This window comes from Pseudomonas koreensis, from assembly GCF_024169245.1.
GTDB classification, from domain to species: Bacteria; Pseudomonadota; Gammaproteobacteria; order Pseudomonadales; family Pseudomonadaceae; genus Aquipseudomonas; species Aquipseudomonas koreensis_F.
Genome location: NZ_JALJWP010000001.1, coordinates 2544218 through 2565505 on the forward strand (window position 1 = coordinate 2544218; position 21288 = coordinate 2565505).

Genomic DNA, 21288 nt, shown 5'->3' on the forward strand with positions numbered 1-21288 from the left:
ATCCGCGCCTGCATGTCTGGCTTCTCTCTATACAATGGAGTCCGTCAGGCCGATTCCAAGGGGGCCGCGCCCATGTCGCGGGTGCGAATACAGATTCCGGGTTCCGTTTCTGCGCACCCTGTGGTATAAAATGCGCCGCTTTCCGGGGATGCCCCGAAAAGCTTAAATCCACACACGTGTCGACACGATGACCTGGGTGCCTTGGGCTTTATGCCTCTGGTTGGTCATTGGGATACGTGGAGGCCAAACCCGACTTATCAAGGAACTATCATGTCCCAAGTCAACATGCGCGATATGCTGAAGGCCGGTGTGCACTTCGGTCACCAAACCCGTTACTGGAATCCGAAAATGGGCAAGTACATTTTCGGCGCGCGTAACAAGATTCACATCATCAACCTTGAAAAAACCCTGCCAATGTTCAACGAAGCTCTGACTTTCGTAGAGCGTCTGGCCCAGGGCAAAAACAAGATTCTGTTCGTCGGCACCAAGCGTTCCGCTGGCAAGATCGTTGCTGAAGAAGCAGCACGTTGCGGTTCGCCGTACGTCGATCACCGCTGGTTGGGCGGCATGCTGACCAACTTCAAGACCATTCGTGCTTCCATCAAGCGTCTGCGTGACCTTGAAGTCCAAGCCGAAGACGGTACTTTCGCCAAGCTGACCAAGAAAGAAGCGCTGATGCGCTCCCGTGATCTTGAGAAGCTGGATCGTTCGCTGGGCGGCATCAAGGACATGGGCGGTCTGCCAGACGCACTGTTCGTGATCGACGTTGACCACGAGCGCATCGCGATCACCGAAGCCAACAAGCTGGGCATCCCGGTCATCGGCGTTGTCGATACCAACAGCAGCCCGGAAGGCGTTGACTACATCATCCCAGGCAACGATGACGCCATCCGCGCTATCCAGCTGTACATGGGTTCGATGGCTGACGCAGTGATCCGTGGTCGCAACAATGTTGCTGGCGGTACTGTTGAATTCGCAGCTGAAGAAACTCAGGCTGCAGCTGAGTAATCGACGCCCCTGGCGTTGACTCAGTAAGCAAAAAGGGGGCTTGGCCCCCTTTTTGCCACCTCGAAAACCATTTGTCGGCGCCCACGTCCGTATTTGTCATGTGCGGCAGCCAACATGGGTGGTTCGGGAAGAATTGAACGCCCGTTCGATCGGGTGGAATGGTTGAAAACCTATCCAAGAGGAATTTGAAAATGGCAGCAATTACTGCAGCGTTGGTCAAAGAACTGCGCGAGCGTACCGGCGAGGGCATGATGGATTGCAAGAAAGCCCTGGAAAAGGCTGACGGCGACATCGAAAAAGCCATTGATGACATGCGTGCTTCGGGCGCAATCAAGGCTGCGAAAAAAGCCGGCAACGTTGCCGCTGAAGGCGCAATCGCCATCAAATCGAATGACAAGGCAGCCGTGCTGCTGGAAGTCAACTCGCAGACCGACTTCCTGGCCCTGCAAGACGATTTCAAGAACTTCGTTGCTGCCAGCGTAGAAAAAGCTTTCGACGAAAAACTGACCGACGCAGCTCCGCTGATCGCCGCTCAGGAATCGGCTCGTGAAGCTCTGGTTGCCAAAGTCGGTGAGAACGTCAACATCCGTCGTCTGGTACGCGTAGAGGGTGACGTTGTCGGCACTTACCTGCACGGTAACAAGATCGGTGTTGCTGTTGTCCTGAAAGGCGGTGACGTCGAGCTGGCCAAAGACATCGCGATGCACGTTGCTGCAAGCAACCCTGAGTTCCTGCTGCCTTCGCAAGTCTCCGACGAAGCGATCGAGCGCGAGAAGGCTGTGTTCCTGCAGCTGAACGAAGAGAAGATCAAAGGCAAGCCGGAAAACATTGTTGAGAACATGGTCAAGGGCCGTATCAGCAAGTTCCTGGCAGAAGCAAGCCTGGTCGAGCAGGCGTTCGTCAAGAACCCTGAAGTCAAGGTTGGCGAACTGGCCAAGAAAGCCGGTGCTGAAATCGTTTCCTTCACTTACTTCAAAGTAGGCGAAGGCATCGAGAAGCCGGTCGACAACTTCGCTGAAGAAGTTGCTGCCCAGCTGGCTGCCGCCAAGCAATAAGACGGTTTTTCAACTGTCGCCCGAAAGAGGCTGCCCGCTTACGCGCGCAGCCTCTTTTCAGATGGGGTACCAATTTTTATTTGGTTTCCACCCGGAACTGACTTACAAAGCCATGTTCCGATGGCGCTGCAGCAGCGCCAAGCTAGAGTGAACGCCAGCTGTAAACAGCTCGCAAAGAATTTTAAATACGCCGCAGGAGAGATTCGCAATGGCTCAGCAGGGCAGTGGTTATCAGGCTCGCTATAAACGCATTCTACTCAAGCTTAGCGGCGAGGCCCTGATGGGCTCGGAAGAGTTCGGGATCGATCCTAAAGTGCTGGACCGCATGGCGCTGGAAGTCGGCCAACTGGTCGGCATCGGCGTCCAGGTCGGTCTGGTGATCGGCGGTGGCAACCTGTTCCGTGGCGAAGCCCTGAGCAAAGCCGGTATGGATCGGGTCACGGGCGACCACATGGGCATGCTGGCCACTGTGATGAACGCTCTGGCCATGCGCGATGCGCTGGAACGTGCCAATATCTCGGCCATCGTCATGTCGGCCATTTCCATGGTTGGCGTAACCGATCACTACGATCGCCGCAAAGCCATGCGCCACCTGAACTCCAAAGACGTCGTGATCTTCGCGGCCGGTACCGGCAATCCGTTCTTCACCACGGATTCTGCAGCCTGCCTGCGTGCAATCGAAATCGACGCCGACGTTGTGCTCAAAGCCACCAAGGTTGATGGCGTCTACACCGCAGACCCGTTCAAGGATCCGCATGCCGAGAAGTTCGATCATCTGACTTATGATGAAGTACTGGATCGCAAGCTGGGTGTAATGGATCTGACTGCTATCTGCCTGTGCCGCGATCACAAGATGCCGCTGCGCGTATTCAACATGAACAAGCCCGGCGCCCTGCTGAACATTGTGCACGGCGGCGCTGAAGGGACTTTGATCGAGGAAGGCCAACAATGATCAACGAAATCAAGAAAGACGCCCAAGCGCGTATGCAGAAATCCCTGGAATCTCTGAACCACGCGTTCGGCCAGATTCGTACCGGCAAGGCTCACCCGAGTATCCTCGGCAGCGTCATGGTGCCTTACTACGGCACTGACACCCCGCTGAGCGGCGTTGCCAACGTTACCGTTAAAGACTCGCGTACCCTGCAGGTCGTGGCGTTCGAGCGCAACATGCTTGCTGCCGTCGACAAGGCGATCCAGAGCGCCGGGCTGAACCTCAACCCGACCAACCTGGGCGAGCTGCTGCTGATCCCGATGCCGGCCCTGACCGAAGAAACGCGTAAAGGCTTCACCAAACAGGCCCGCAGCGCAGCCGAAGACGCACGCGTTGCCGTGCGCAACATTCGTCGTGATGCCTTGGGCGAGCTGAAAAAGCTGGTCAAGGACAAGGAAATCAGCGAAGACGAAGAGCGTCGTGCCATCGCCGATATCGACAAGCTGACCAAAGAATCCGAGGCCCAGATCACCAAGGCCACGGACGAGAAAGAAAAAGACCTGATGGCCGTATAAGGGTCGAGCTTTAAATGGACAAGACCAAGCAGACTGCGCCGTCCGCGGTGCCGCGCCATGTCGCGATCATCATGGATGGCAATAATCGCTGGGCGAAAAAACGCTTCATGCCGGGTGTCGCCGGGCATAAAGCGGGCGTGGATGCTGTGCGGGCGGTGATCGAGGTGTGCGCTGAGGCCAAGGTCGAAGTCCTGACCCTGTTCGCCTTCTCCAGTGAAAACTGGCAGCGCCCCGCCGATGAGGTCAGTGCCTTGATGGATCTGTTCTTCAAGGCGCTGCGTCGTGAGGCCAAGCGTCTCAACGACAACAACATCAGCCTGCGCATCATTGGCGACCGCTCGCGCTTCCATCCTGAGCTTCAGGCGGCGATGCGCGAAGCCGAAGCCATGACTGTCGGCGCCAACCGCTTTGTCCTGCAGATCGCCGCCAATTATGGCGGTCAATGGGATATTGCCCAGGCCGCGCAGCGTCTGGCGCGCGAGGTTCAGGCTGGGCACTTGCGTCCGGAGGATATCACCCCGGATCTGCTGCAGACCTGTCTGGCGACTGGCGATCTGCCGTTGCCCGATCTGTGCATTCGCACCGGTGGCGAGCATCGCATCAGTAACTTCCTGCTGTGGCAGCTGGCCTACGCCGAGCTGTACTTCTCCGACCTGTTCTGGCCGGACTTCAAACACGAAGCCATGCGCACCGCGCTGGCCGATTTCGCTTCACGCCAGCGTCGTTTCGGTAAAACGAGCGAACAGGTCGAAGCTGGAGCCCGGGTTTAATGCTTAAACAACGAATCATCACCGCACTGATCCTGCTGCCGATTGCCTTGTGCGGGTTTTTCCTGCTCAAGGGTGCAGGCTTCGCGCTGTTCATTGGTCTGGTAGTCAGCCTCGGTGCCTGGGAATGGGCGCGTCTGGCCGGCTTCACCGCACAATCGTTCCGCGTTGGCTTTGCCGCCGTAGTCGCCTTGATGCTGCTTGTCATGTATGTGCTGCCGGGGCTTGCGCCCTGGGTGCTGGGCGCCTCGGTGATCTGGTGGGCCATTGCCACTTATCTGGTGCTGACGTATCCACGCTCCAGCGCGCATTGGTCAACGGCGGCGACCAAGCTGCTCATTGGTCTGCTGATCCTGCTGCCTGCGTGGCAGGGCCTGGTGCAGATCAAGCAGTATCCGTTGGGTAACTGGTTGATCATGGCGGTGATGGTGCTGGTCTGGGGCGCGGACATCGGCGCTTATTTCTCCGGGCGCAAATTCGGCAAGCGCAAGCTCGCACCCCAAGTCAGCCCGGGCAAAAGCTGGGAGGGCGTTTATGGTGGTCTGGCTCTGAGCCTGGTGATTACCGCGATTGTCGGGCTGGTGCGCGACTGGACCGTGGCCGAACTGCTCAAAGGCTTGATCGGCGCTGCTGTGATCGTCTTCATTTCCGTGGTCGGTGACCTCACCGAAAGCATGTTCAAGCGCCAATCCGGCATCAAGGACAGCAGTAACCTGCTACCCGGCCATGGCGGTGTGCTGGATCGCATCGACAGTCTGACCGCCGCCATTCCGGTATTCGCCGTATTGCTCTGGATGGCCGCACCGTGAGCCGTCCCCAGCAGATTACGGTGTTGGGTGCGACCGGTTCGATCGGTCTGAGCACCCTGGATGTGATTGCCCGCCACCCTGAGCGTTATCAGGTTTTCGCCTTGAGTGGCTTTTCACGTCTGAGCGAATTGCTCGCATTGTGCGTGCGGCATGTGCCGCAATTTGCCGTGGTGCCCGAAGGTGCCGCGGCGCGCGGGTTGCAGGATGACCTGCGTGCTGCCGGCTTGCCGACGCGCGTGCTGGTAGGTGAGGAGGGCCTGTGTCAGGTTGCCTCCGCGCCTGAAGTCGATGCGGTAATGGCGGCCATTGTCGGCGCGGCCGGGCTGCGTCCGACACTGGCGGCGGTCGAGGCGGGCAAGAAGATACTGCTGGCGAACAAGGAAGCGCTGGTGATGTCCGGCGCTCTGTTCATGCAGGCCGTGCGCAAAAGCGGCTCGGTACTGCTGCCAATTGACAGCGAACACAACGCGATTTTTCAATGCATGCCCGCAGACTTCGCGCGCGGCTTGAGCTCGGTGGGTGTGCGGCGGATTTTGCTGACAGCCTCTGGCGGCCCGTTCCGGCAGACGCCGATGGCCGAGCTGGCAGATGTTTCGCCTGAACAGGCTTGTGCGCATCCGAACTGGTCCATGGGGCGCAAGATCTCCGTGGATTCGGCGAGCATGATGAACAAGGGGCTGGAGCTGATCGAAGCCTGCTGGCTGTTCGATGCCAAACCGGCTCAGGTCGAAGTGGTGATTCATCCGCAGAGTGTGATCCACTCTCTGGTCGATTACGTCGATGGCTCGGTACTCGCGCAATTGGGCAACCCCGATATGCGCACGCCGATCGCCAGTGCCCTGGCCTGGCCGGAGCGCATTGATTCCGGCGTACCGCCGCTGGATCTGTTCGCCATTGCGCGACTGGATTTCGAAGCGCCTGATGATGTGCGCTTCCCGTGCCTGCGTTTGGCCCGACAGGCGGCCGAAGCCGGCGACAGCGCACCGGCGATGCTCAACGCGGCCAATGAAGTGGCCGTGGCAGCCTTTCTCGACGGACGGGTTCGCTACCTGGAAATCGCGAGTATCATCGAGGAAGTCCTGAATCTGGAGCCGGTAGTCGCGCTGAACGATCTCGATGCCGTGTTTACGGCGGACGCGAAAGCACGAATGCTGGCCGAGCAATGGTTGAGTCGGCACGGCCGATAGTTTTGCAACACAATGGCGACACGCGACACTGAACAGGATTGCGGAGAAAGTAGATGAGCGCGCTCTATATGATTGCCGGCACCCTGATCGCCTTGGGTGTGCTGGTCACCTTCCATGAATTCGGCCACTTCTGGGTCGCGCGTCGTTGTGGCGTCAAGGTTCTGCGTTTTTCCGTAGGCTTCGGCATGCCGCTGCTGCGCTGGCATGACAGGCAAGGCACCGAGTTCGTGGTCGCCGCGATTCCGCTGGGCGGCTACGTCAAGATGCTCGACGAGCGCGAAGGCGAAGTGCCGGTCGATCAGCTGGATCAGTCGTTCAACCGCAAGTCGGTGCGCCAGCGTATCGCTATTGTCGCTGCCGGCCCGATTGCCAACTTCCTGTTGGCGCTGGTGTTCTTCTGGGTGTTGGCGATGCTCGGCAGCGAGCAGGTGCGCCCGGTTATCGGCGCGGTCGAGTCTGGCAGCATTGCTGCAAAGGCTGGTCTGAATGCCGGTCAGGAGATTGTTTCGATCGATGGTGAGCCCACGTCGGGCTGGGCTGCAGTCAATTTGCAGCTGGTTCGTCGTCTTGGTGAAAGCGGCGCCATTCAATTGGTGGTGCGCGACCAGGGCTCGAGCGCTGAGTCGCCGCGCACGCTGGCACTGGATAACTGGCTCAAAGGTGCCGACGAGCCGGATCCGATTCGCTCGCTGGGTATTCGTCCGTGGCGTCCGGCCTTGCCGCCGGTGCTTGCCGAGCTCGACCCGAAAGGCCCGGCCCAGGCAGCCGGGCTGAAAACCGGCGATCGCTTGCTGGCGCTGGATGGCCAGCCGCTGAGTGACTGGCAGCAAGTGGTCGATACCGTTCGTACGCGTCCTGATACCAAAATCATGCTGCGTATCGAGCGCGACAATGCTCAAATCGACGTGCCTGTGACCCTGGCGGCGCGCGGTGAGAGCAAGTCGCCAAGCGGTTATCTGGGCGCTGGCGTCAAAGCCATCGACTGGCCGCCGGAAATGATCCGCGAAGTCAGTTATGGTCCGCTGGCCGCGATTGGCGAGGGTGCCCGTCGCACTTGGACCATGAGCATTCTGACCCTCGATTCACTGAAGAAAATGCTGTTCGGCGAGCTCTCGGTAAAAAACTTGAGTGGACCGATAACCATTGCTAAAGTGGCGGGCGCTTCTGCCCAGTCGGGCGTCGCTGATTTCCTGAATTTCCTTGCTTATCTGAGTATTAGCCTGGGCGTTCTGAATTTGCTGCCCATTCCTGTACTGGATGGGGGGCATTTGTTGTTTTATCTGATCGAGTGGGTGCGTGGTCGCCCCTTGTCGGATCGGGTGCAAGGTTGGGGGATACAGATCGGTATCAGTTTGGTGGTCGGGGTGATGTTGCTTGCTCTGGTTAACGATCTGGGTCGACTGTAACGCTTCGCTGAATTGCGAATCTGCCGCATTTTGCGGCAGTTTGTTTATTGCCAGTTGGAATAAGAAAGGACTTCATGAAACGTCTGCTGCTAACTGCGGTTCTCACCGTATTGATGATCGCCGAAGTTCACGCCGAGTCCTTCACTATCTCTGATATTCGCGTCAATGGCCTCCAGCGGGTCTCCGCGGGTAGCGTCTTTGGTGCCTTGCCGTTGAACGTCGGCGAGCAGGCGGATGATCGTCGCCTGGTGGAATCCACTCGTGCGTTGTTCAAAACCGGTTTCTTTCAAGATATCCAGCTGGGCCGCGAAGGCAACGTTCTGGTCATCACTGTGGTTGAGCGTCCATCGGTCGCCAGTATCGAAATCGAGGGCAACAAAGCGATTTCCACAGAAGACCTGATGAAAGGCCTCAAGCAATCCGGTCTGGCCGAAGGCGAAATCTTCCAGCGCGCTACCCTCGAGGGTGTGCGTAACGAACTGCAGCGTCAGTACGTCGCCCAGGGTCGCTACTCGGCTACCGTCGATACCGAAGTGGTCTCGCAGCCACGTAACCGCGTGGGTCTGAAGGTGAAGATCAACGAAGGTACGGTTGCCGCCATCCAGCACATCAACGTGGTAGGTAATACGGTTTTCCCTGAGGAAGACCTGACCGACCTGTTCGAACTGAAAACCACCAACTGGCTGTCGTTCTTCAAGAACGATGACAAATATGCCCGTGAAAAACTCTCCGGTGACCTGGAGCGTCTGCGTTCCTACTACCTGGACCGTGGCTACATCAACATGGACATCGCTTCGACCCAGGTGTCCATCACCCCGGACAAGAAGCACGTCTACATCACCGTCAATGTCACCGAAGGCGAGAAGTACACCGTTCGCGATGTCAAACTCAGCGGTGACCTGAAGGTTCCTGAAGACCAGATCAAGTCGCTGTTGCTCGTGCAGAAAGGCCAGGTGTTCTCGCGCAAGTTGATGACCACTACTTCCGAGCTGATCACCCGTCGTCTGGGTAACGAGGGTTACACCTTCGCCAACGTCAACGGCGTGCCTCAGCCGCACGATGACGACCACACCGTGGACATCCTCTTCGCTGTCGACCCGGGCAAGCGCGCCTACGTCAACCGCATCAACTTCCGTGGCAACACCAAGTCCGAAGACGAAGTGCTGCGTCGTGAGATGCGTCAGATGGAGGGCGGCTGGGCTTCGACTTACCTGATCGACCAATCCAAGACCCGTCTGGAGCGTCTCGGCTTCTTCAAGGAAGTCAACGTTGAAACCCCGGCCGTGCCAGGTGTCGACGACCAGGTTGACGTGAACTACGCCGTTGAAGAACAGGCTTCCGGTTCGATCACTGCCAGCGTCGGTTTCGCCCAGAGTGCCGGTCTGATCCTCGGTGGCTCGATCACCCAGAACAACTTCCTCGGTACCGGTAACCGTGTCAGCATCGGCCTGACCCGCAGCGAATACCAGAGCCGCTACAACTTCGGCTACGTTGACCCCTACTGGACCGCCGATGGCGTGAGCCTGGGTTACAACGCGTTCTATCGCACCACCGACTACGATGAACTCGATGCCGATATTTCCAGCTATGCGGTAGACAGCCTCGGTGCCGGCGTGAACGTCGGGTACCCGATCAGCGAGACTTCGCGTCTGACCTTCGGTGCCTCGGTTCAGCAGGACAAGATCAATACCGGTCGCTATACCGTTGACGAGATTTTCGACTTCGTTAAAAAGGAAGGCGATAACTACCTGAACTTCAAGGCATCTGCCGGTTGGTCCGAGTCGACGTTGAACAAGGGCGTTTTGCCAACTCGTGGCCGTTCCCAGAGCCTGACCCTGGAAACCACCATTCCAGGCAGCGACCTGTCGTTCTTCAAACTTGATTACCGTGGTCAGTTGTTCCAGCCGATTACTGAGAATTACACCATGCGCCTGCACACCGAACTCGGTTATGGCGACGGTTACGGTTCGACCGACGGCTTGCCGTTCTATGAAAACTACTATGCAGGTGGTTTCAACTCGGTACGCGGCTTCAAGGACAGCACCCTTGGCCCGCGCAGTACGCCGAGTCGTGGTACCAACCCGGGCACTATCGCGGACCCGGATCAGGATCCACTGCCGTTCGGTGGTAACGTCCTGATCCAGGGCGGTGTGGAAGTTCTGTTCCCGCTGCCATTCGTCAAGGATCAGCGTTCCCTGCGTACTTCGGTCTTCTGGGATGTCGGTAACGTGTTTGACTCGCAGTGCAAGGACACTACGAACGCCAACGGTTCCTCGTCCAACACCAAGTGCAACGACATCAGCCTGAGCAACATGGCCAGTTCCGTAGGTGTGGGTGTGACCTGGGTCACCGCACTGGGTCCTTTAAGCTTTGCGCTGGCGATGCCGATCAAGAAGCCGGATGAAGCTGAAACTCAAGTGTTCCAATTCTCCCTCGGCCAGACCTTCTAAGCGTCTGACCCAAGATAACGACAATGGATTTTGTAGGAGTGCATCGTGCGTAAGTTGACTCAATTGGTTCTCCTGGCCTCCGTACTGGTGGCAGGTCCGGCGTTCGCCGACATGAAAATTGCTGTTCTGAACTATCAGATGGCTTTGCTCGAATCTGATGCGGCGAAGAAGTACGCCGTTGACGCCGAGAAGAAGTTCGGTCCGCAGCTGACCAAGCTGAAAACCCTGGAAAGCAGCGCCAAAGGCATTCAGGACCGTCTGATGGCCGGTGGCGACAAGATGCAGCAGGGCGAGCGTGAGCGTCTGGAGCTGGAATTCAAGCAAAAGGCCCGCGACTTCCAGTTCCAGTCCAAGGAGCTGAACGAAGCCAAAGCCGTTGCTGACCGCGAAATGCTCAAGCAGCTGAAGCCGAAGCTGGACAGCGCTGTGGAAGAAGTCATCAAGAAAGGTGGTTTTGACCTGGTGTTCGAGCGTGGCGCAGTCATCGATGTCAAACCTCAGTACGACATCACGCGCCAGGTTATCGAGCGCATGAATCAGCTGAAGTAACCCATGACCGTGACTATCAGGCTCGGCCAGTTGGCCGAGCACCTCGGCGCCACCCTGCGTGGCGACCCCGAGAGGCAAATTACTGGGCTAGCCACTTTGCAAGAGGCTGGCCCAGCTCAGTTGAGCTTTCTGGCAAATCCCCAATACCGCAAATACCTCGCCGGTTCGCAGGCGGCTGCGTTACTGCTCAAAGAAGCCGATGCCGAAGGTTTTGCCGGTAACGCGCTGGTGGTGGCGGATCCTTACCTGGCCTATGCGCGTCTTTCGCACCTGTTCGATCCAAAGCCAAAAGCCGCTGCGGGTATTCATCCGACGGCAGTGATTGCGGCGGATGCGTTGGTTGATCCAACCGCCAGCATCGGCCCGTTCGTAGTGATCGAAGCCGGTGCACGTGTTGCTGCACAGGTGACGCTGGGCGCGCATTGCGTGGTCGGTGCCCGCAGCGAAATCGGTGAAGGTGGCTGGCTGGCTCCTCGCGTCACGCTGTATCACGACGTACGCATCGGCAAGCGCGTAGTCATTCAGTCAGGTGCGGTGATTGGCGGTGAGGGCTTCGGCTTCGCCAACGAAAAAGGTATCTGGCAGAAAATCGCCCAGATCGGTGGCGTGACCATTGGCGACGATGTCGAGATCGGTGTGAACACCGCCATCGACCGCGGCGCTCTGGCGGACACCGTGATCGGCAATGGTGTGAAGCTCGACAACCAGATTCAGATCGCACACAACGTTCAGGTCGGTGATCACACCGCCATGGCCGCGTGTGTCGGCATTTCCGGCAGCACCAAAATCGGCAAGCACTGCATGCTCGCCGGCGGTGTCGGTCTGGTCGGCCACATTGATATTTGCGACAACGTTTTCCTGACCGGGATGACCATGGTGACCCACTCGATTACCGAGCCGGGTGCCTATTCTTCCGGCACAGCCATGCAACCGGCGGCCGAATGGCGCAAAAGCGCGGCCCGCATCCGTCAGCTCGATGACATCGCGCGACGGTTGAAACAGCTGGAAAAGCGCGTAGGGGAAGTGACCCCTGACGGCAATGCTTCATCTGATGGCTGATACCATTTCCATATCAAGTGTGCACAGCCTCTAGACTGCCTCCTTGATTTGCTAGAGGAGTGCGCGTCAGTCGCGCTCCCAATCTTTACATAGGCTTTCCCCTGAAATGATGGACATCAACGAGATTCGCGAATACCTGCCTCACCGTTACCCGTTCCTGCTGGTGGACCGGGTGGTGGAACTGGACACTGAAGGCAAGCGAATTCGCGCCTACAAGAATGTCAGCATCAATGAACCGTTCTTCAATGGTCACTTCCCTGCGCATCCGATCATGCCGGGTGTGCTGATCATCGAAGCGATGGCTCAGGCTGCCGGGATCCTCGGTTTCAAGATGCTCGACGTCAAACCGGCCGACGGCACCCTGTATTACTTCGTCGGTTCCGACAAGCTGCGCTTCCGCCAGCCAGTCAAGCCGGGCGACCAGTTGATCCTCGAAGCGACCTTCATCAGCTGCAAGCGCAAGATCTGGAAATTCGAGTGCCAGGCTTCGGTCGATGGCAAGCCGGTCTGCTCGGCGGAAATCATCTGCGCGGAACAAAAAGTATGAGTTTGATTGACCCTCGCGCAATCATCGATCCGTCCGCCGTTCTGGCTGACGGCGTCGAGGTCGGCCCGTGGTCGATCATCGGCGCAGGTGTGGAAATCGGCGAGGGTACCGTGATCGGGCCGCATGTGATCCTCAAGGGGCCGACCCGCATTGGTAAGCACAATCGCATCTACCAGTTTTCTTCGGTAGGCGAAGACACCCCGGATCTGAAATACAAAGGCGAGGAAACCCGCCTGGTGATCGGTGACCACAACGTCATCCGCGAAGGCGTGACCATTCACCGTGGCACCGTTCAGGATCGTTCGGAAACCACCCTGGGTGATCACAACCTGATCATGGCCTATGCCCACATCGGTCACGACAGTGTCATCGGCAATCACTGCATTCTGGTCAACAACACCGCGCTGGCTGGCCATGTGCACGTTGACGACTGGGCGATCCTCTCCGGTTTCACCCTGGTGCATCAGTACTGCCACATCGGCGCCCACAGCTTTTCCGGCATGGGCACGGCGATCGGCAAGGACGTTCCGGCGTTCGTCACCGTATTCGGCAACCCGGCCGAGGCGCGCAGCATGAACTTTGAAGGCATGCGCCGTCGCGGTTTCAGCGAAGACGCGATCCACGCCTTGCGCCGTGCCTACAAGACCGTCTACCGCCAGGGCCTGACAGTCGAGCAGGCGCTGGCCGAGCTGGTCGAGCCGTCTGCGCAGTTCCCGGAAGTCGCCGTGTTCCGCGATTCGATCCAGGCCTCGACCCGCGGCATCACCCGCTGATCATGGCCAGTCTGCGTATTGCGCTGGTGGCGGGTGAGGCTTCCGGTGACATTCTCGGCGCCGGCCTCATGCGCGCGCTCAAGGCACAACATCCGGCGATCGAGTTCATCGGTGTGGGCGGGCCGCTGATGCAGGCCGAAGGCCTGACCTCGTACTTTCCCATGGAGCGCCTGTCGGTCATGGGCCTGGTGGAAGTGCTCGGTCGGCTGCGTGAATTGCTCAAGCGCCGCAAGGACTTGATTGCCACGCTGATCGCCGCCAGGCCGGACGTGTTCATCGGCATCGACGCGCCGGATTTCAACCTCAACATCGAACTCAAGCTGCGTCAGGCCGGGATCAAGACCGTGCATTACGTCAGCCCGTCGGTGTGGGCATGGCGGCAGAAACGGGTACTGAAGATCCGCGAAGGCTGCGATCTGATGCTGACCCTGTTGCCGTTCGAAGCGAAGTTCTACGAAGAGAAGGGCGTGCCGGTACGTTTCGTGGGCCATACCCTGGCCGATACCATTCCGCTGGAAGCTGACCGCGCCGCTGCACGGGCCGAGTTGGGTTTGCCCGACGGTCCGCTGGTGGCGCTGATGCCGGGCAGTCGTGGCGGTGAAGTCAGTCGCCTCGGCGCGCTGTTTCTTGATACTGCCGAACGCCTGCGAGGCATGCGTCCGGGCGTGCGTTTTGTCATTCCCTGTGCCAACCCGGAACGCCGCGTGCAACTTGAAGCGCTGCTGGTCGGCCGCGATTTGCCGGTGACATTGCTCGATGGTCAATCGCATCTGGCCCTCGCCGCCTGCAACGCCGTGTTGATCGCGTCAGGCACTGCTACCCTTGAAGCGCTGCTGTACAAGCGGCCGATGGTGGTGGCGTATCGGTTGGCGCCGCTGACGTTCTGGATTCTCAAGCGCATGGTCAAGAGCCCGTACGTGTCGCTGCCCAACTTGCTCGCCCAGCGCTTGCTGGTGCCGGAGTTGTTGCAGGATGATGCGACTGTCGAGGCATTGGCGCAGACGCTCTCGCCATTGATCGAAGGCGGAGAGGAACAGACCCGCGGTTTCGACGAGATCCACCGCACGCTGCGGCGCGATGCTTCCAATCAGGCGGCGGACGCCGTCCTTAACCTGATCGGCAAACCACAATGACCAAGACAAGCATGCAGATGGGCCTGGACTTCACTCTGGTCGCCGAAGTCGAAGAACTGGTCGCCGGTGTCGATGAGGTCGGTCGTGGTCCGTTGTGCGGCGCGGTGGTGACGGCGGCGGTGATCCTCGATCCAAACCGGCCAATCCTCGGCCTCGATGATTCGAAAAAGCTCACTGAAGCCAAGCGTGAAAAACTCTACGACGAGATCTGCGAAAAGGCCCTGAGCTGGTGCATCGCCCGCGCCGAAGTCGAAGAAATCGATGACCTGAACATTCTCCACGCCACCATGCTGGCGATGCAGCGTGCGGTCGCTGGCCTGCACGTTCAGCCGAAACTGGCGATGATCGATGGCAACCGCTGCCCGCATTTGCCGATGCGAGCCGAAGCGGTGATTCAGGGTGACGGCAAGGTTCCGGCCATCGCAGCAGCGTCGATTCTCGCCAAGGTCAGCCGCGATCGCGAGATGGCGGCATTCGAATTGATCTACCCGGGCTACGGCATCGGCGGCCATAAAGGTTACCCGACGCCCGTTCATCTGGAAGCGCTGGCGCGGCTCGGCCCGACGCCGATTCACCGCCGCTCGTTCGCCCCGGTCCGCCTGGCTTACGAGGCGAGGGAAAGCCTGACGCAGGTTTAGGCGCAAGGCTGATGTTTTATTCGAGGCCCGGTACAATCCGGGCCTCGTTGTCTCTATGTAACTGGACAGGATCACTATGCCGGCTTCATTCGTTCATCTACGCCTGCACACTGAGTACTCCCTGGTCGACGGGCTGGTGCGGATCAAGCCCCTGGTCAAGGCGCTGACCGCCATGAACATGCCGGCGGTCGCGGTCACCGATCAGAACAACATGTGTTCTCTGGTCAAGTTCTATAAAAACGCCATGGGCGCCGGCATCAAGCCGATCTGCGGTGCCGACCTGTGGCTGGCGAACAAGGACCCGGATGCGCCGCTGAGCCGCCTCAGCCTGCTGGTGATGAACGCTCAGGGTTATCGCAATCTCACCGAATTGATCTCCCGCGGCTTCATCGAAGGCCAGCGCAACGGCATGGTCATCGTCGAGCGTGAATGGGTGGCCGAGGCCAACGAAGGCCTGATCATGCTGTCCGCCGCCAAAGAGGGCGAGATCGGCATGGCGATGATCGGCGGCAATCCGGCGGAAGCCGAAGCGCTGACGCGCGAGTGGATGGCGGTGTTCCCGGATCGCTTCTATCTGGAAATCCAGCGCACCAACCGCCCCAACGATGAAGAGCAACTGCATGGCGCCGTGGTCCTGGCCGACAAGCTTGGCGCACCTCTGGTGGCGACCAACGATGTGCGCTTCATCAAGCAGGAAGACTTCGCCGCCCACGAAACCCGCGTGTGCATCGGTGAAGGCCGCGCACTCGACGATCCGCGCCGCTCAAAGAATTACAGCGATCAGCAATACCTGAAAAGCGCCGAGGAAATGCTCGAGCTGTTCAGCGATATTCCCGACGCCATCGAAAACACCGTCGAAATCGCCAAACGCTGCAACATCGAAGTGAAACTGGGCACGCACTTCCTGCCCAACTTCCCGATTCCCGATGGCATGACCATCGACGAATATTTCCGCAAGGTGTCCTTCGAAGGTCTCGAAGAACGCCTGGCGGTGCTGCTGCCCAAGGACACCACCGAAGACTATGAAGCCAAGCGTCAGGTGTATGTCGACCGCTTGAATTTCGAGCTGGATATCATTATCCAGATGGGCTTCCCCGGTTACTTCCTGATCGTGATGGACTTTATCCAGTGGGCCAAGAACAACGGCGTACCGGTAGGTCCGGGCCGTGGGTCGGGTGCCGGTTCGCTGGTGGCTTACGTACAGAAGATCACCGACCTCGATCCGCTGGAATATGACCTGCTGTTCGAACGTTTCCTCAACCCGGAACGGGTCTCCATGCCCGACTTCGACGTCGACTTCTGCATGGACGGTCGTGACCGCGTGATCGATTACGTGGCCGAGAAATATGGTCGCAACGCGGTAAGCCAGATCATCACCTTCGGTTCCATGGCCGCCAAGGCTGTGGTGCGTGACGTGGCGCGGGTGCAGGGCAAGTCCTACGGCCTGGCGGATCGTCTGTCGAAGATGATTCCGTTCGAAGTCGGCATGACCCTGGAAAAAGCCTACGAGCAGGAAGAGATCCTGCGTGACTTCATCAAGGTCGATGAAGAAGCGGCGGAAATCTGGGAGATGGCGCGGAAGCTCGAGGGCGTGGTGCGTAACGTCGGCAAACACGCCGGTGGTGTGGTGATCGCGCCGACCAAGCTGACCGACTTCTCACCGATCTATTGCGACGAGGCCGGCGACGGTCTGGTAACCCAGTTCGACAAGGACGACGTTGAGGCGGCCGGTCTGGTGAAGTTCGACTTCCTCGGCCTGCGTACGCTGACGATCATCGACTGGGCGCTGAAAACCATCAACCGCGACCGCGCCAAGGTCAACGAGCCGCCGCTGGATATCGCCTTTATCCCGCTGGACGACAAACCGACCTACCAGTTGCTGCAAAGAGCCGAAACCACGGCGGTGTTCCAGCTTGAATCCCGGGGCATGAAAGAGCTGATCAAAAAGCTCAAGCCCGACTGCCTGGAAGACTTGATCGCACTGGTGGCCCTGTTCCGCCCAGGGCCGCTGCAATCGGGCATGGTGGACGACTTCATCAACCGTAAGCACGGTCGCGCCGAACTGGCTTATCCGCACTCGGATTACCAGTACGACGGCCTCAAGCCGGTACTGGCGCCGACTTACGGCATCATCCTGTATCAGGAACAGGTGATGCAGATTGCCCAGGTCATGGCCGGTTACACCCTCGGTGGTGCAGACATGCTCCGTCGGGCGATGGGTAAGAAAAAGCCCGAGGAAATGGCCAAGCAGCGCGGCGGTTTCATTGAAGGTTGCGCGACCAACGGCATTGACGCCGACCTTGCCGGTAACATTTTCGACCTGGTGGAAAAATTCGCCGGTTACGGCTTCAACAAATCCCACTCTGCCGCCTACGGCCTGGTGTCGTACCAGACCGCCTGGCTGAAAGCTCATTACCCGGCGCCGTTCATGGCCGCGGTACTTTCGGCGGATATGCACAACACCGACAAGGTCGTGACCTTGATCGAAGAAGTGCGGACGATGAAGCTGCGCCTCGACGCGCCGGACGTGAACAATTCGGAGTTCAAGTTCACGGTGAACGACGACGGCCGCATCGTCTATGGCCTCGGCGCAATCAAGGGCGTCGGTGAAGGCCCGGTGGAAGCGATCACCGAAGCGCGTCAGGCCGGTCCGTTCAAGGATCTGTTCGATTTCTGCGCGCGGGTCGACCTCAAGCGCATCAACAAACGCACCCTTGATGGCCTGATTCGCAGCGGTGCGCTGGATCGCCTCGGCCCGTATTTCCATGACGAGCAGAAAGCCTATCAAGCCAACATCGACCGTAACCGCGCGGTGCTGCTGGCGGCGATGGAAGAAGCGATCAAGGCGGCCGAGCAGACCGCGCGTACCCACGACAGTGGTCACGCCGATCTGTTTGGCGGCTTGTTTGTCGAAGAAGATGCCGACGTATACGCGTCCCATCGCAAGGCCAAGGAGCTGACCCTCAAGGAACGTCTCAAGGGTGAAAAAGACACCCTGGGGCTGTACCTGACCGGTCACCCGATCGACGAATACGAAGGCGAAATTCGCCGTTTCGCCCGTCAGCGCATCATTGACTTGAAGCCGGCGCGCGATACGCAGACCGTGGCGGGGATGATCATTGCCCTGCGGGTGATGAAGAACAAGAAGGGGGACAAAATGGGCTTCATCACCCTTGATGACCGCTCCGGGCGGATCGAGGCGTCGCTGTTTGCCGATGCGTTCCATTCGGCGCAGTCACTGCTGCAGACCGACGCGATGGTGGTGGTCGAGGGCGAAGTCAGTAATGACGACTTCTCCGGCGGCCTGCGCCTGCGGGTCAAGCGGGTGATGAGCATGGAAGATGCGCGGACCAATCTGGCCGAAAGCCTGCGCCTGAAGCTGCATACTCAGGACCTGAAAGGCGATCAGCTACGCTGGTTGGGCGAACTGCTCAAGCGTCATCGCGGCGCGTGCCCGGTGACCATGGAGTACACCAGCCCGGATGCGAAGACCTTGCTGCAGTTCGGCGAGACCTGGCGGATCGACCCGGCGGATGCCTTGATTCAAGCCCTGCGTGACCAGTTCGGGCGAGACAACGTCTTCCTCCAATACCGTTGACCGGCAGGTGCCATCATTGCGCTTGCCCGCAACCTGAATTTTTAATCTCGACCTCAGCGCGCCTCTCCCTTAAGGTAGGGCGCGAATAGACAACCGGCCGGCCCAAGCTCACTTTGGACACGACCCAAGACGGACGCCTATGAACCCGAATTTTCTAGATTTCGAACAGCCGATCGCCGACCTGCAAGCCAAGATCGAAGAGTTGCGCTTGGTCGGTAATGACAATTCGCTGAATATCGGCGATGAGATCTCCCGCCTGCAGGACAAGAGCAAGACGCTGACCGAAGACATCTTCGGCAAGCTGACCAGCTGGCAGATCGCACGCCTGGCGCGTCACCCGAAACGCCCCTACACCCTCGATTACATCGAGCACATCTTCACCGAGTTCGACGAACTGCACGGCGACCGTCACTTCTCCGATGACGCCGCCATCGTTGGCGGTATCGCCCGTCTGGAAGACCAGCCGGTGATGATCATCGGCCACCAGAAGGGCCGGGAAGTGCGCGAGAAAGTCCGCCGCAACTTCGGCATGCCGCGTCCGGAAGGCTACCGCAAGGCCTGCCGTCTGATGGAGATGGCCGAACGCTTCAAGATGCCGATCCTGACCTTCATCGACACCCCGGGTGCTTACCCTGGCATCGACGCTGAAGAGCGCAACCAGAGCGAAGCGATTGCCTGGAACCTGCGTGTGATGGCGCGTCTGAAGACCCCGATCATCGCCACTGTAATTGGTGAAGGTGGTTCCGGCGGCGCACTGGCCATCGGCGTCTGCGATCAACTGAACATGCTGCAATATTCGACCTACGCGGTGATCTCGCCGGAAGGTTGCGCATCGATCCTGTGGAAAACCGCCGAGAAAGCGCCGGATGCCGCTGAAGCAATGGGCATCACCGCCGAGCGTCTGAAAGGCCTGGGCATCGTCGACAAAGTGATCAGCGAGCCACTGGGCGGCGCCCACCGTGATCCGGCGGCTGCCGCCGCTTCGATCCGCGCCGAGCTGAGCTCGCAACTGGCGATGCTCAAGCAGTTCGATAACGAAGCGCTGCTCAAGCGCCGTTACGATCGCCTGATGAGCTACGGTCTCTAATCGAGCGCTACCCCTTGTAGGAGCTGCCGAAGGCTGCGATCTTTTGATCTTGCTTTTCAGAATCAAAAGATCGCAGCCTTCGGCAGCTCCTACAGGGATCTCAGAGAAGCGGCCCTCTCTATGAAGTCTTCGAAGCGTGATTTGCCGTCGCAGCTTCTGCTGAACCTTGAGCCCTGGCGCAATGCCGCTCACTGGCGCGTCGCCTTTTCCGGCGGCCTCGATTCCACCGTCCTCCTGCATCTGCTCGCCACCCTGGCGAAGACCGAATCCCTCCCTGCGCTAAGCGCCATTCATATCCATCACGGCCTTCAGGCTGCGGCCGATGCGTGGCCGCAACATTGTCAGGCCGTTTGCGATGCGCTGGGCGTGCCGTTGCGAGTAGAGCGGGTAACCGTGAGGGCCGGGGCGAGCCTGGAGCGGGCGGCACGTGATGCGCGTTACGCGGTGTTCAGTTCGCTGACGCAAGCCAATGACGTACTGCTGACCGGCCAGCACCGTGACGACCAAGCGGAAACACTGCTGTTTCGGCTGTTGCGCGGAGCCGGCGTACGTGGGCTCGGCGGGATGCCGCAGCAGCGCCCGGTGGGGCAGGGCATGCTGGTGCGACCCTTGCTGGATGTCAGCCGCGCTGAGCTGGAAAGTTATGCACAGGCACATCAGTTGCGCTGGATCGAAGATCCGTCGAATCAGGATCACCAGTTTTCGCGCAACTACCTGCGTCATCAAGTCATGCCGGTACTGACCGAGCGCTGGCCGCAAGCGCAGGCGAGCATGGCGCGCACGGCTGCGCATCTGCGTGAGGCGCAGGGCTTGCTCGATGAGCTGGCGCAGATCGATCTGGCGCAGGCTGAAACTTCACATGAGTTTGATTGGCTCGGCGTGCCATCGCTGGCGCTGGCGCCGTTGGCTGCATTGCCTGACGCGCGCCAGCGTAATGCCCTCTGCCACTGGCTCGAACCGTTGACCCGGCTGCCAGACGCTGACCATTGGTCGGGTTGGGTCGACCTGCGCGATGCCAGCGCCGACGCTTCACCGGTCTGGCGTCTGGCCGATGGCGAGTTGCACCGCAGCGCCGGTCGCGTCTGGTGGCTCAGCGGTAAGTGGCTGCACACGCCGGTGATCGGCGCCGACTGGCAGACCCCGACGTCAGCGCTACGCTTGGCCGATAACGGACGCGTCATGTTCAACGGTCAGGCTCCATTCGGGCCTTTGCGCATTGCCTATCGGCAGGGCGGTGAAATCATGCAACTGGCTGAGCGCGGCAGCCGTGACCTCAAGCGTCTGCTCAACGAGCGCGCAGTGCCGGCGTTCGTGCGTGGCAGATTGCCGCTGCTGTTTCGTGGCGAAGAATTGCTCGCGGTGGCGAACCTGTCGGGTCTTGATGGTCAGATGCACGAAGGCTGGGCATTGCACTGGCAGCCAACAGACGAAGATCAAGGTTTGAGCTGAAAGGAGCATTCCGGTAGACTACGCTCCCTTCTTGATACAACTTCTGTGGATTCGCCTGAATTGCAGGAGTTGCCGATTACCAAGCAGTCTTTGCTGGGCGATTCCAAAAAATGTGTAGCGAGCAACGTACCGGTGTTTCATCTGCCGGTCTGTCACAACGCGGCGGTTTTTTCGAAAGGTGCACTGTGATTAATGCAGGTGATCGGGGGCTTCGGCCTTCCTTCGCTTTCCCCGGCGGCTCGTTCCGCTTTAACGCAGACTTCTAGG

General features: G+C 59.2%; 18 protein-coding genes. All 18 read left to right on the forward strand.

Going from position 1 to position 21288, the window contains the following annotated elements:
* The first annotated feature begins 270 nt into the window (after window positions 1-270).
* Window positions 271-1008, forward strand: coding sequence for a 30S ribosomal protein S2 (rpsB, locus tag J2Y90_RS11355; RefSeq protein ID WP_003222119.1), 738 nt, complete (start codon window positions 271-273; stop codon window positions 1006-1008).
* Between the two features lie 191 nt (window positions 1009-1199).
* Window positions 1200-2063 (forward strand): translation elongation factor Ts, encoded by an 864-nt coding sequence (gene tsf, locus J2Y90_RS11360; RefSeq protein WP_016771476.1) that lies wholly within the window; start codon window positions 1200-1202, stop codon window positions 2061-2063.
* A gap of 208 nt (window positions 2064-2271) precedes the next feature.
* On the forward strand, window positions 2272-3015 hold the full coding sequence (pyrH, locus tag J2Y90_RS11365) for a UMP kinase (RefSeq protein WP_003222124.1): 744 nt from the start codon (window positions 2272-2274) through the stop codon (window positions 3013-3015).
* On the forward strand, window positions 3012-3569 hold the full coding sequence (gene frr / locus J2Y90_RS11370; protein ID WP_007954771.1) for a ribosome recycling factor: 558 nt from the start codon (window positions 3012-3014) through the stop codon (window positions 3567-3569). Before pyrH ends, frr begins: the two co-directional genes overlap by 4 nt.
* A gap of 14 nt (window positions 3570-3583) precedes the next feature.
* A complete protein-coding gene (gene uppS / locus J2Y90_RS11375; protein ID WP_039762463.1) occupies window positions 3584-4339 on the forward strand; it encodes a polyprenyl diphosphate synthase in 756 nt (251 codons plus the stop codon).
* Entirely contained in the window at window positions 4339-5145 is an 807-nt protein-coding gene (locus J2Y90_RS11380) for a phosphatidate cytidylyltransferase (protein ID WP_253499567.1), read from the forward strand. The genes uppS and J2Y90_RS11380 overlap by 1 nt, the downstream gene beginning before the upstream one ends.
* On the forward strand, window positions 5142-6332 hold the full coding sequence (ispC, locus tag J2Y90_RS11385; protein WP_253499570.1) for a 1-deoxy-D-xylulose-5-phosphate reductoisomerase: 1191 nt from the start codon (window positions 5142-5144) through the stop codon (window positions 6330-6332). The genes J2Y90_RS11380 and ispC overlap by 4 nt, the downstream gene beginning before the upstream one ends.
* A gap of 53 nt (window positions 6333-6385) precedes the next feature.
* Window positions 6386-7738: a sigma E protease regulator RseP gene (rseP, locus tag J2Y90_RS11390; protein ID WP_253499575.1), complete on the forward strand. Its 1353-nt coding sequence runs from the start codon at window positions 6386-6388 to the stop codon at window positions 7736-7738.
* Between the two features lie 74 nt (window positions 7739-7812).
* A complete protein-coding gene (gene bamA / locus J2Y90_RS11395; RefSeq protein ID WP_253499578.1) occupies window positions 7813-10188 on the forward strand; it encodes an outer membrane protein assembly factor BamA in 2376 nt (791 codons plus the stop codon).
* 45 nt (window positions 10189-10233) lie between these two features.
* Window positions 10234-10737 (forward strand): OmpH family outer membrane protein, encoded by a 504-nt coding sequence (locus tag J2Y90_RS11400; protein ID WP_003222140.1) that lies wholly within the window; start codon window positions 10234-10236, stop codon window positions 10735-10737.
* A 3-nt stretch (window positions 10738-10740) separates the two neighbouring features.
* A complete protein-coding gene (lpxD, locus tag J2Y90_RS11405) occupies window positions 10741-11796 on the forward strand; it encodes a UDP-3-O-(3-hydroxymyristoyl)glucosamine N-acyltransferase (RefSeq protein WP_253499581.1) in 1056 nt (351 codons plus the stop codon).
* Window positions 11797-11902: 106 nt separating this feature from the next.
* The gene (fabZ, locus tag J2Y90_RS11410; RefSeq protein ID WP_016771469.1) at window positions 11903-12343 is read left to right on the forward strand and encodes a 3-hydroxyacyl-ACP dehydratase FabZ; all 441 of its coding nucleotides are present in this window, start codon (window positions 11903-11905) and stop codon (window positions 12341-12343) included.
* Complete coding sequence (lpxA, locus tag J2Y90_RS11415; RefSeq protein WP_064364255.1) at window positions 12340-13116, forward strand: acyl-ACP--UDP-N-acetylglucosamine O-acyltransferase; 777 nt, start codon at window positions 12340-12342, stop codon at window positions 13114-13116. The genes fabZ and lpxA overlap by 4 nt, the downstream gene beginning before the upstream one ends.
* 2 nt (window positions 13117-13118) lie before the next feature.
* Window positions 13119-14249 (forward strand): lipid-A-disaccharide synthase, encoded by a 1131-nt coding sequence (gene lpxB / locus J2Y90_RS11420; protein ID WP_301291645.1) that lies wholly within the window; start codon window positions 13119-13121, stop codon window positions 14247-14249.
* Between the two features lie 11 nt (window positions 14250-14260).
* A complete protein-coding gene (rnhB, locus tag J2Y90_RS11425) occupies window positions 14261-14887 on the forward strand; it encodes a ribonuclease HII (protein ID WP_042606986.1) in 627 nt (208 codons plus the stop codon).
* 76 nt (window positions 14888-14963) lie between these two features.
* Window positions 14964-18485: a DNA polymerase III subunit alpha gene (gene dnaE, locus J2Y90_RS11430; protein ID WP_253499584.1), complete on the forward strand. Its 3522-nt coding sequence runs from the start codon at window positions 14964-14966 to the stop codon at window positions 18483-18485.
* 139 nt (window positions 18486-18624) lie between these two features.
* Window positions 18625-19572 (forward strand): acetyl-CoA carboxylase carboxyltransferase subunit alpha, encoded by a 948-nt coding sequence (locus J2Y90_RS11435; RefSeq protein ID WP_016771465.1) that lies wholly within the window; start codon window positions 18625-18627, stop codon window positions 19570-19572.
* 120 nt (window positions 19573-19692) lie between these two features.
* A complete protein-coding gene (gene tilS / locus J2Y90_RS11440; protein WP_253499587.1) occupies window positions 19693-21021 on the forward strand; it encodes a tRNA lysidine(34) synthetase TilS in 1329 nt (442 codons plus the stop codon).
* Window positions 21022-21288 lie beyond the last annotated feature (267 nt).

Bases quoted from the DNA above. Each gene is read 5' to 3' on its own strand.
- lpxB (WP_301291645.1), top strand. From the start codon at position 13,119: ATGGCCAGTCTGCGTATTGCGCTGGTGGCGGGTGAGGCTTCCGGTGAC.
- rpsB (WP_003222119.1), top strand. From the start codon at position 271: ATGTCCCAAGTCAACATGCGCGATATGCTGAAGGCCGGTGTGCACTTC.
- tilS (WP_253499587.1), top strand. From the start codon at position 19,693: ATGAAGTCTTCGAAGCGTGATTTGCCGTCGCAGCTTCTGCTGAACCTT.
- lpxA (WP_064364255.1), top strand. From the start codon at position 12,340: ATGAGTTTGATTGACCCTCGCGCAATCATCGATCCGTCCGCCGTTCTG.
- bamA (WP_253499578.1), top strand. From the start codon at position 7,813: ATGAAACGTCTGCTGCTAACTGCGGTTCTCACCGTATTGATGATCGCC.
- pyrH (WP_003222124.1), top strand. From the start codon at position 2,272: ATGGCTCAGCAGGGCAGTGGTTATCAGGCTCGCTATAAACGCATTCTA.
- rseP (WP_253499575.1), top strand. From the start codon at position 6,386: ATGAGCGCGCTCTATATGATTGCCGGCACCCTGATCGCCTTGGGTGTG.
- dnaE (WP_253499584.1), top strand. From the start codon at position 14,964: ATGCCGGCTTCATTCGTTCATCTACGCCTGCACACTGAGTACTCCCTG.
- fabZ (WP_016771469.1), top strand. From the start codon at position 11,903: ATGATGGACATCAACGAGATTCGCGAATACCTGCCTCACCGTTACCCG.
- rnhB (WP_042606986.1), top strand. From the start codon at position 14,261: ATGCAGATGGGCCTGGACTTCACTCTGGTCGCCGAAGTCGAAGAACTG.
- tsf (WP_016771476.1), top strand. From the start codon at position 1,200: ATGGCAGCAATTACTGCAGCGTTGGTCAAAGAACTGCGCGAGCGTACC.
- J2Y90_RS11380 (WP_253499567.1), top strand. From the start codon at position 4,339: ATGCTTAAACAACGAATCATCACCGCACTGATCCTGCTGCCGATTGCC.
- frr (WP_007954771.1), top strand. From the start codon at position 3,012: ATGATCAACGAAATCAAGAAAGACGCCCAAGCGCGTATGCAGAAATCC.
- lpxD (WP_253499581.1), top strand. From the start codon at position 10,741: ATGACCGTGACTATCAGGCTCGGCCAGTTGGCCGAGCACCTCGGCGCC.
- uppS (WP_039762463.1), top strand. From the start codon at position 3,584: ATGGACAAGACCAAGCAGACTGCGCCGTCCGCGGTGCCGCGCCATGTC.
- J2Y90_RS11435 (WP_016771465.1), top strand. From the start codon at position 18,625: ATGAACCCGAATTTTCTAGATTTCGAACAGCCGATCGCCGACCTGCAA.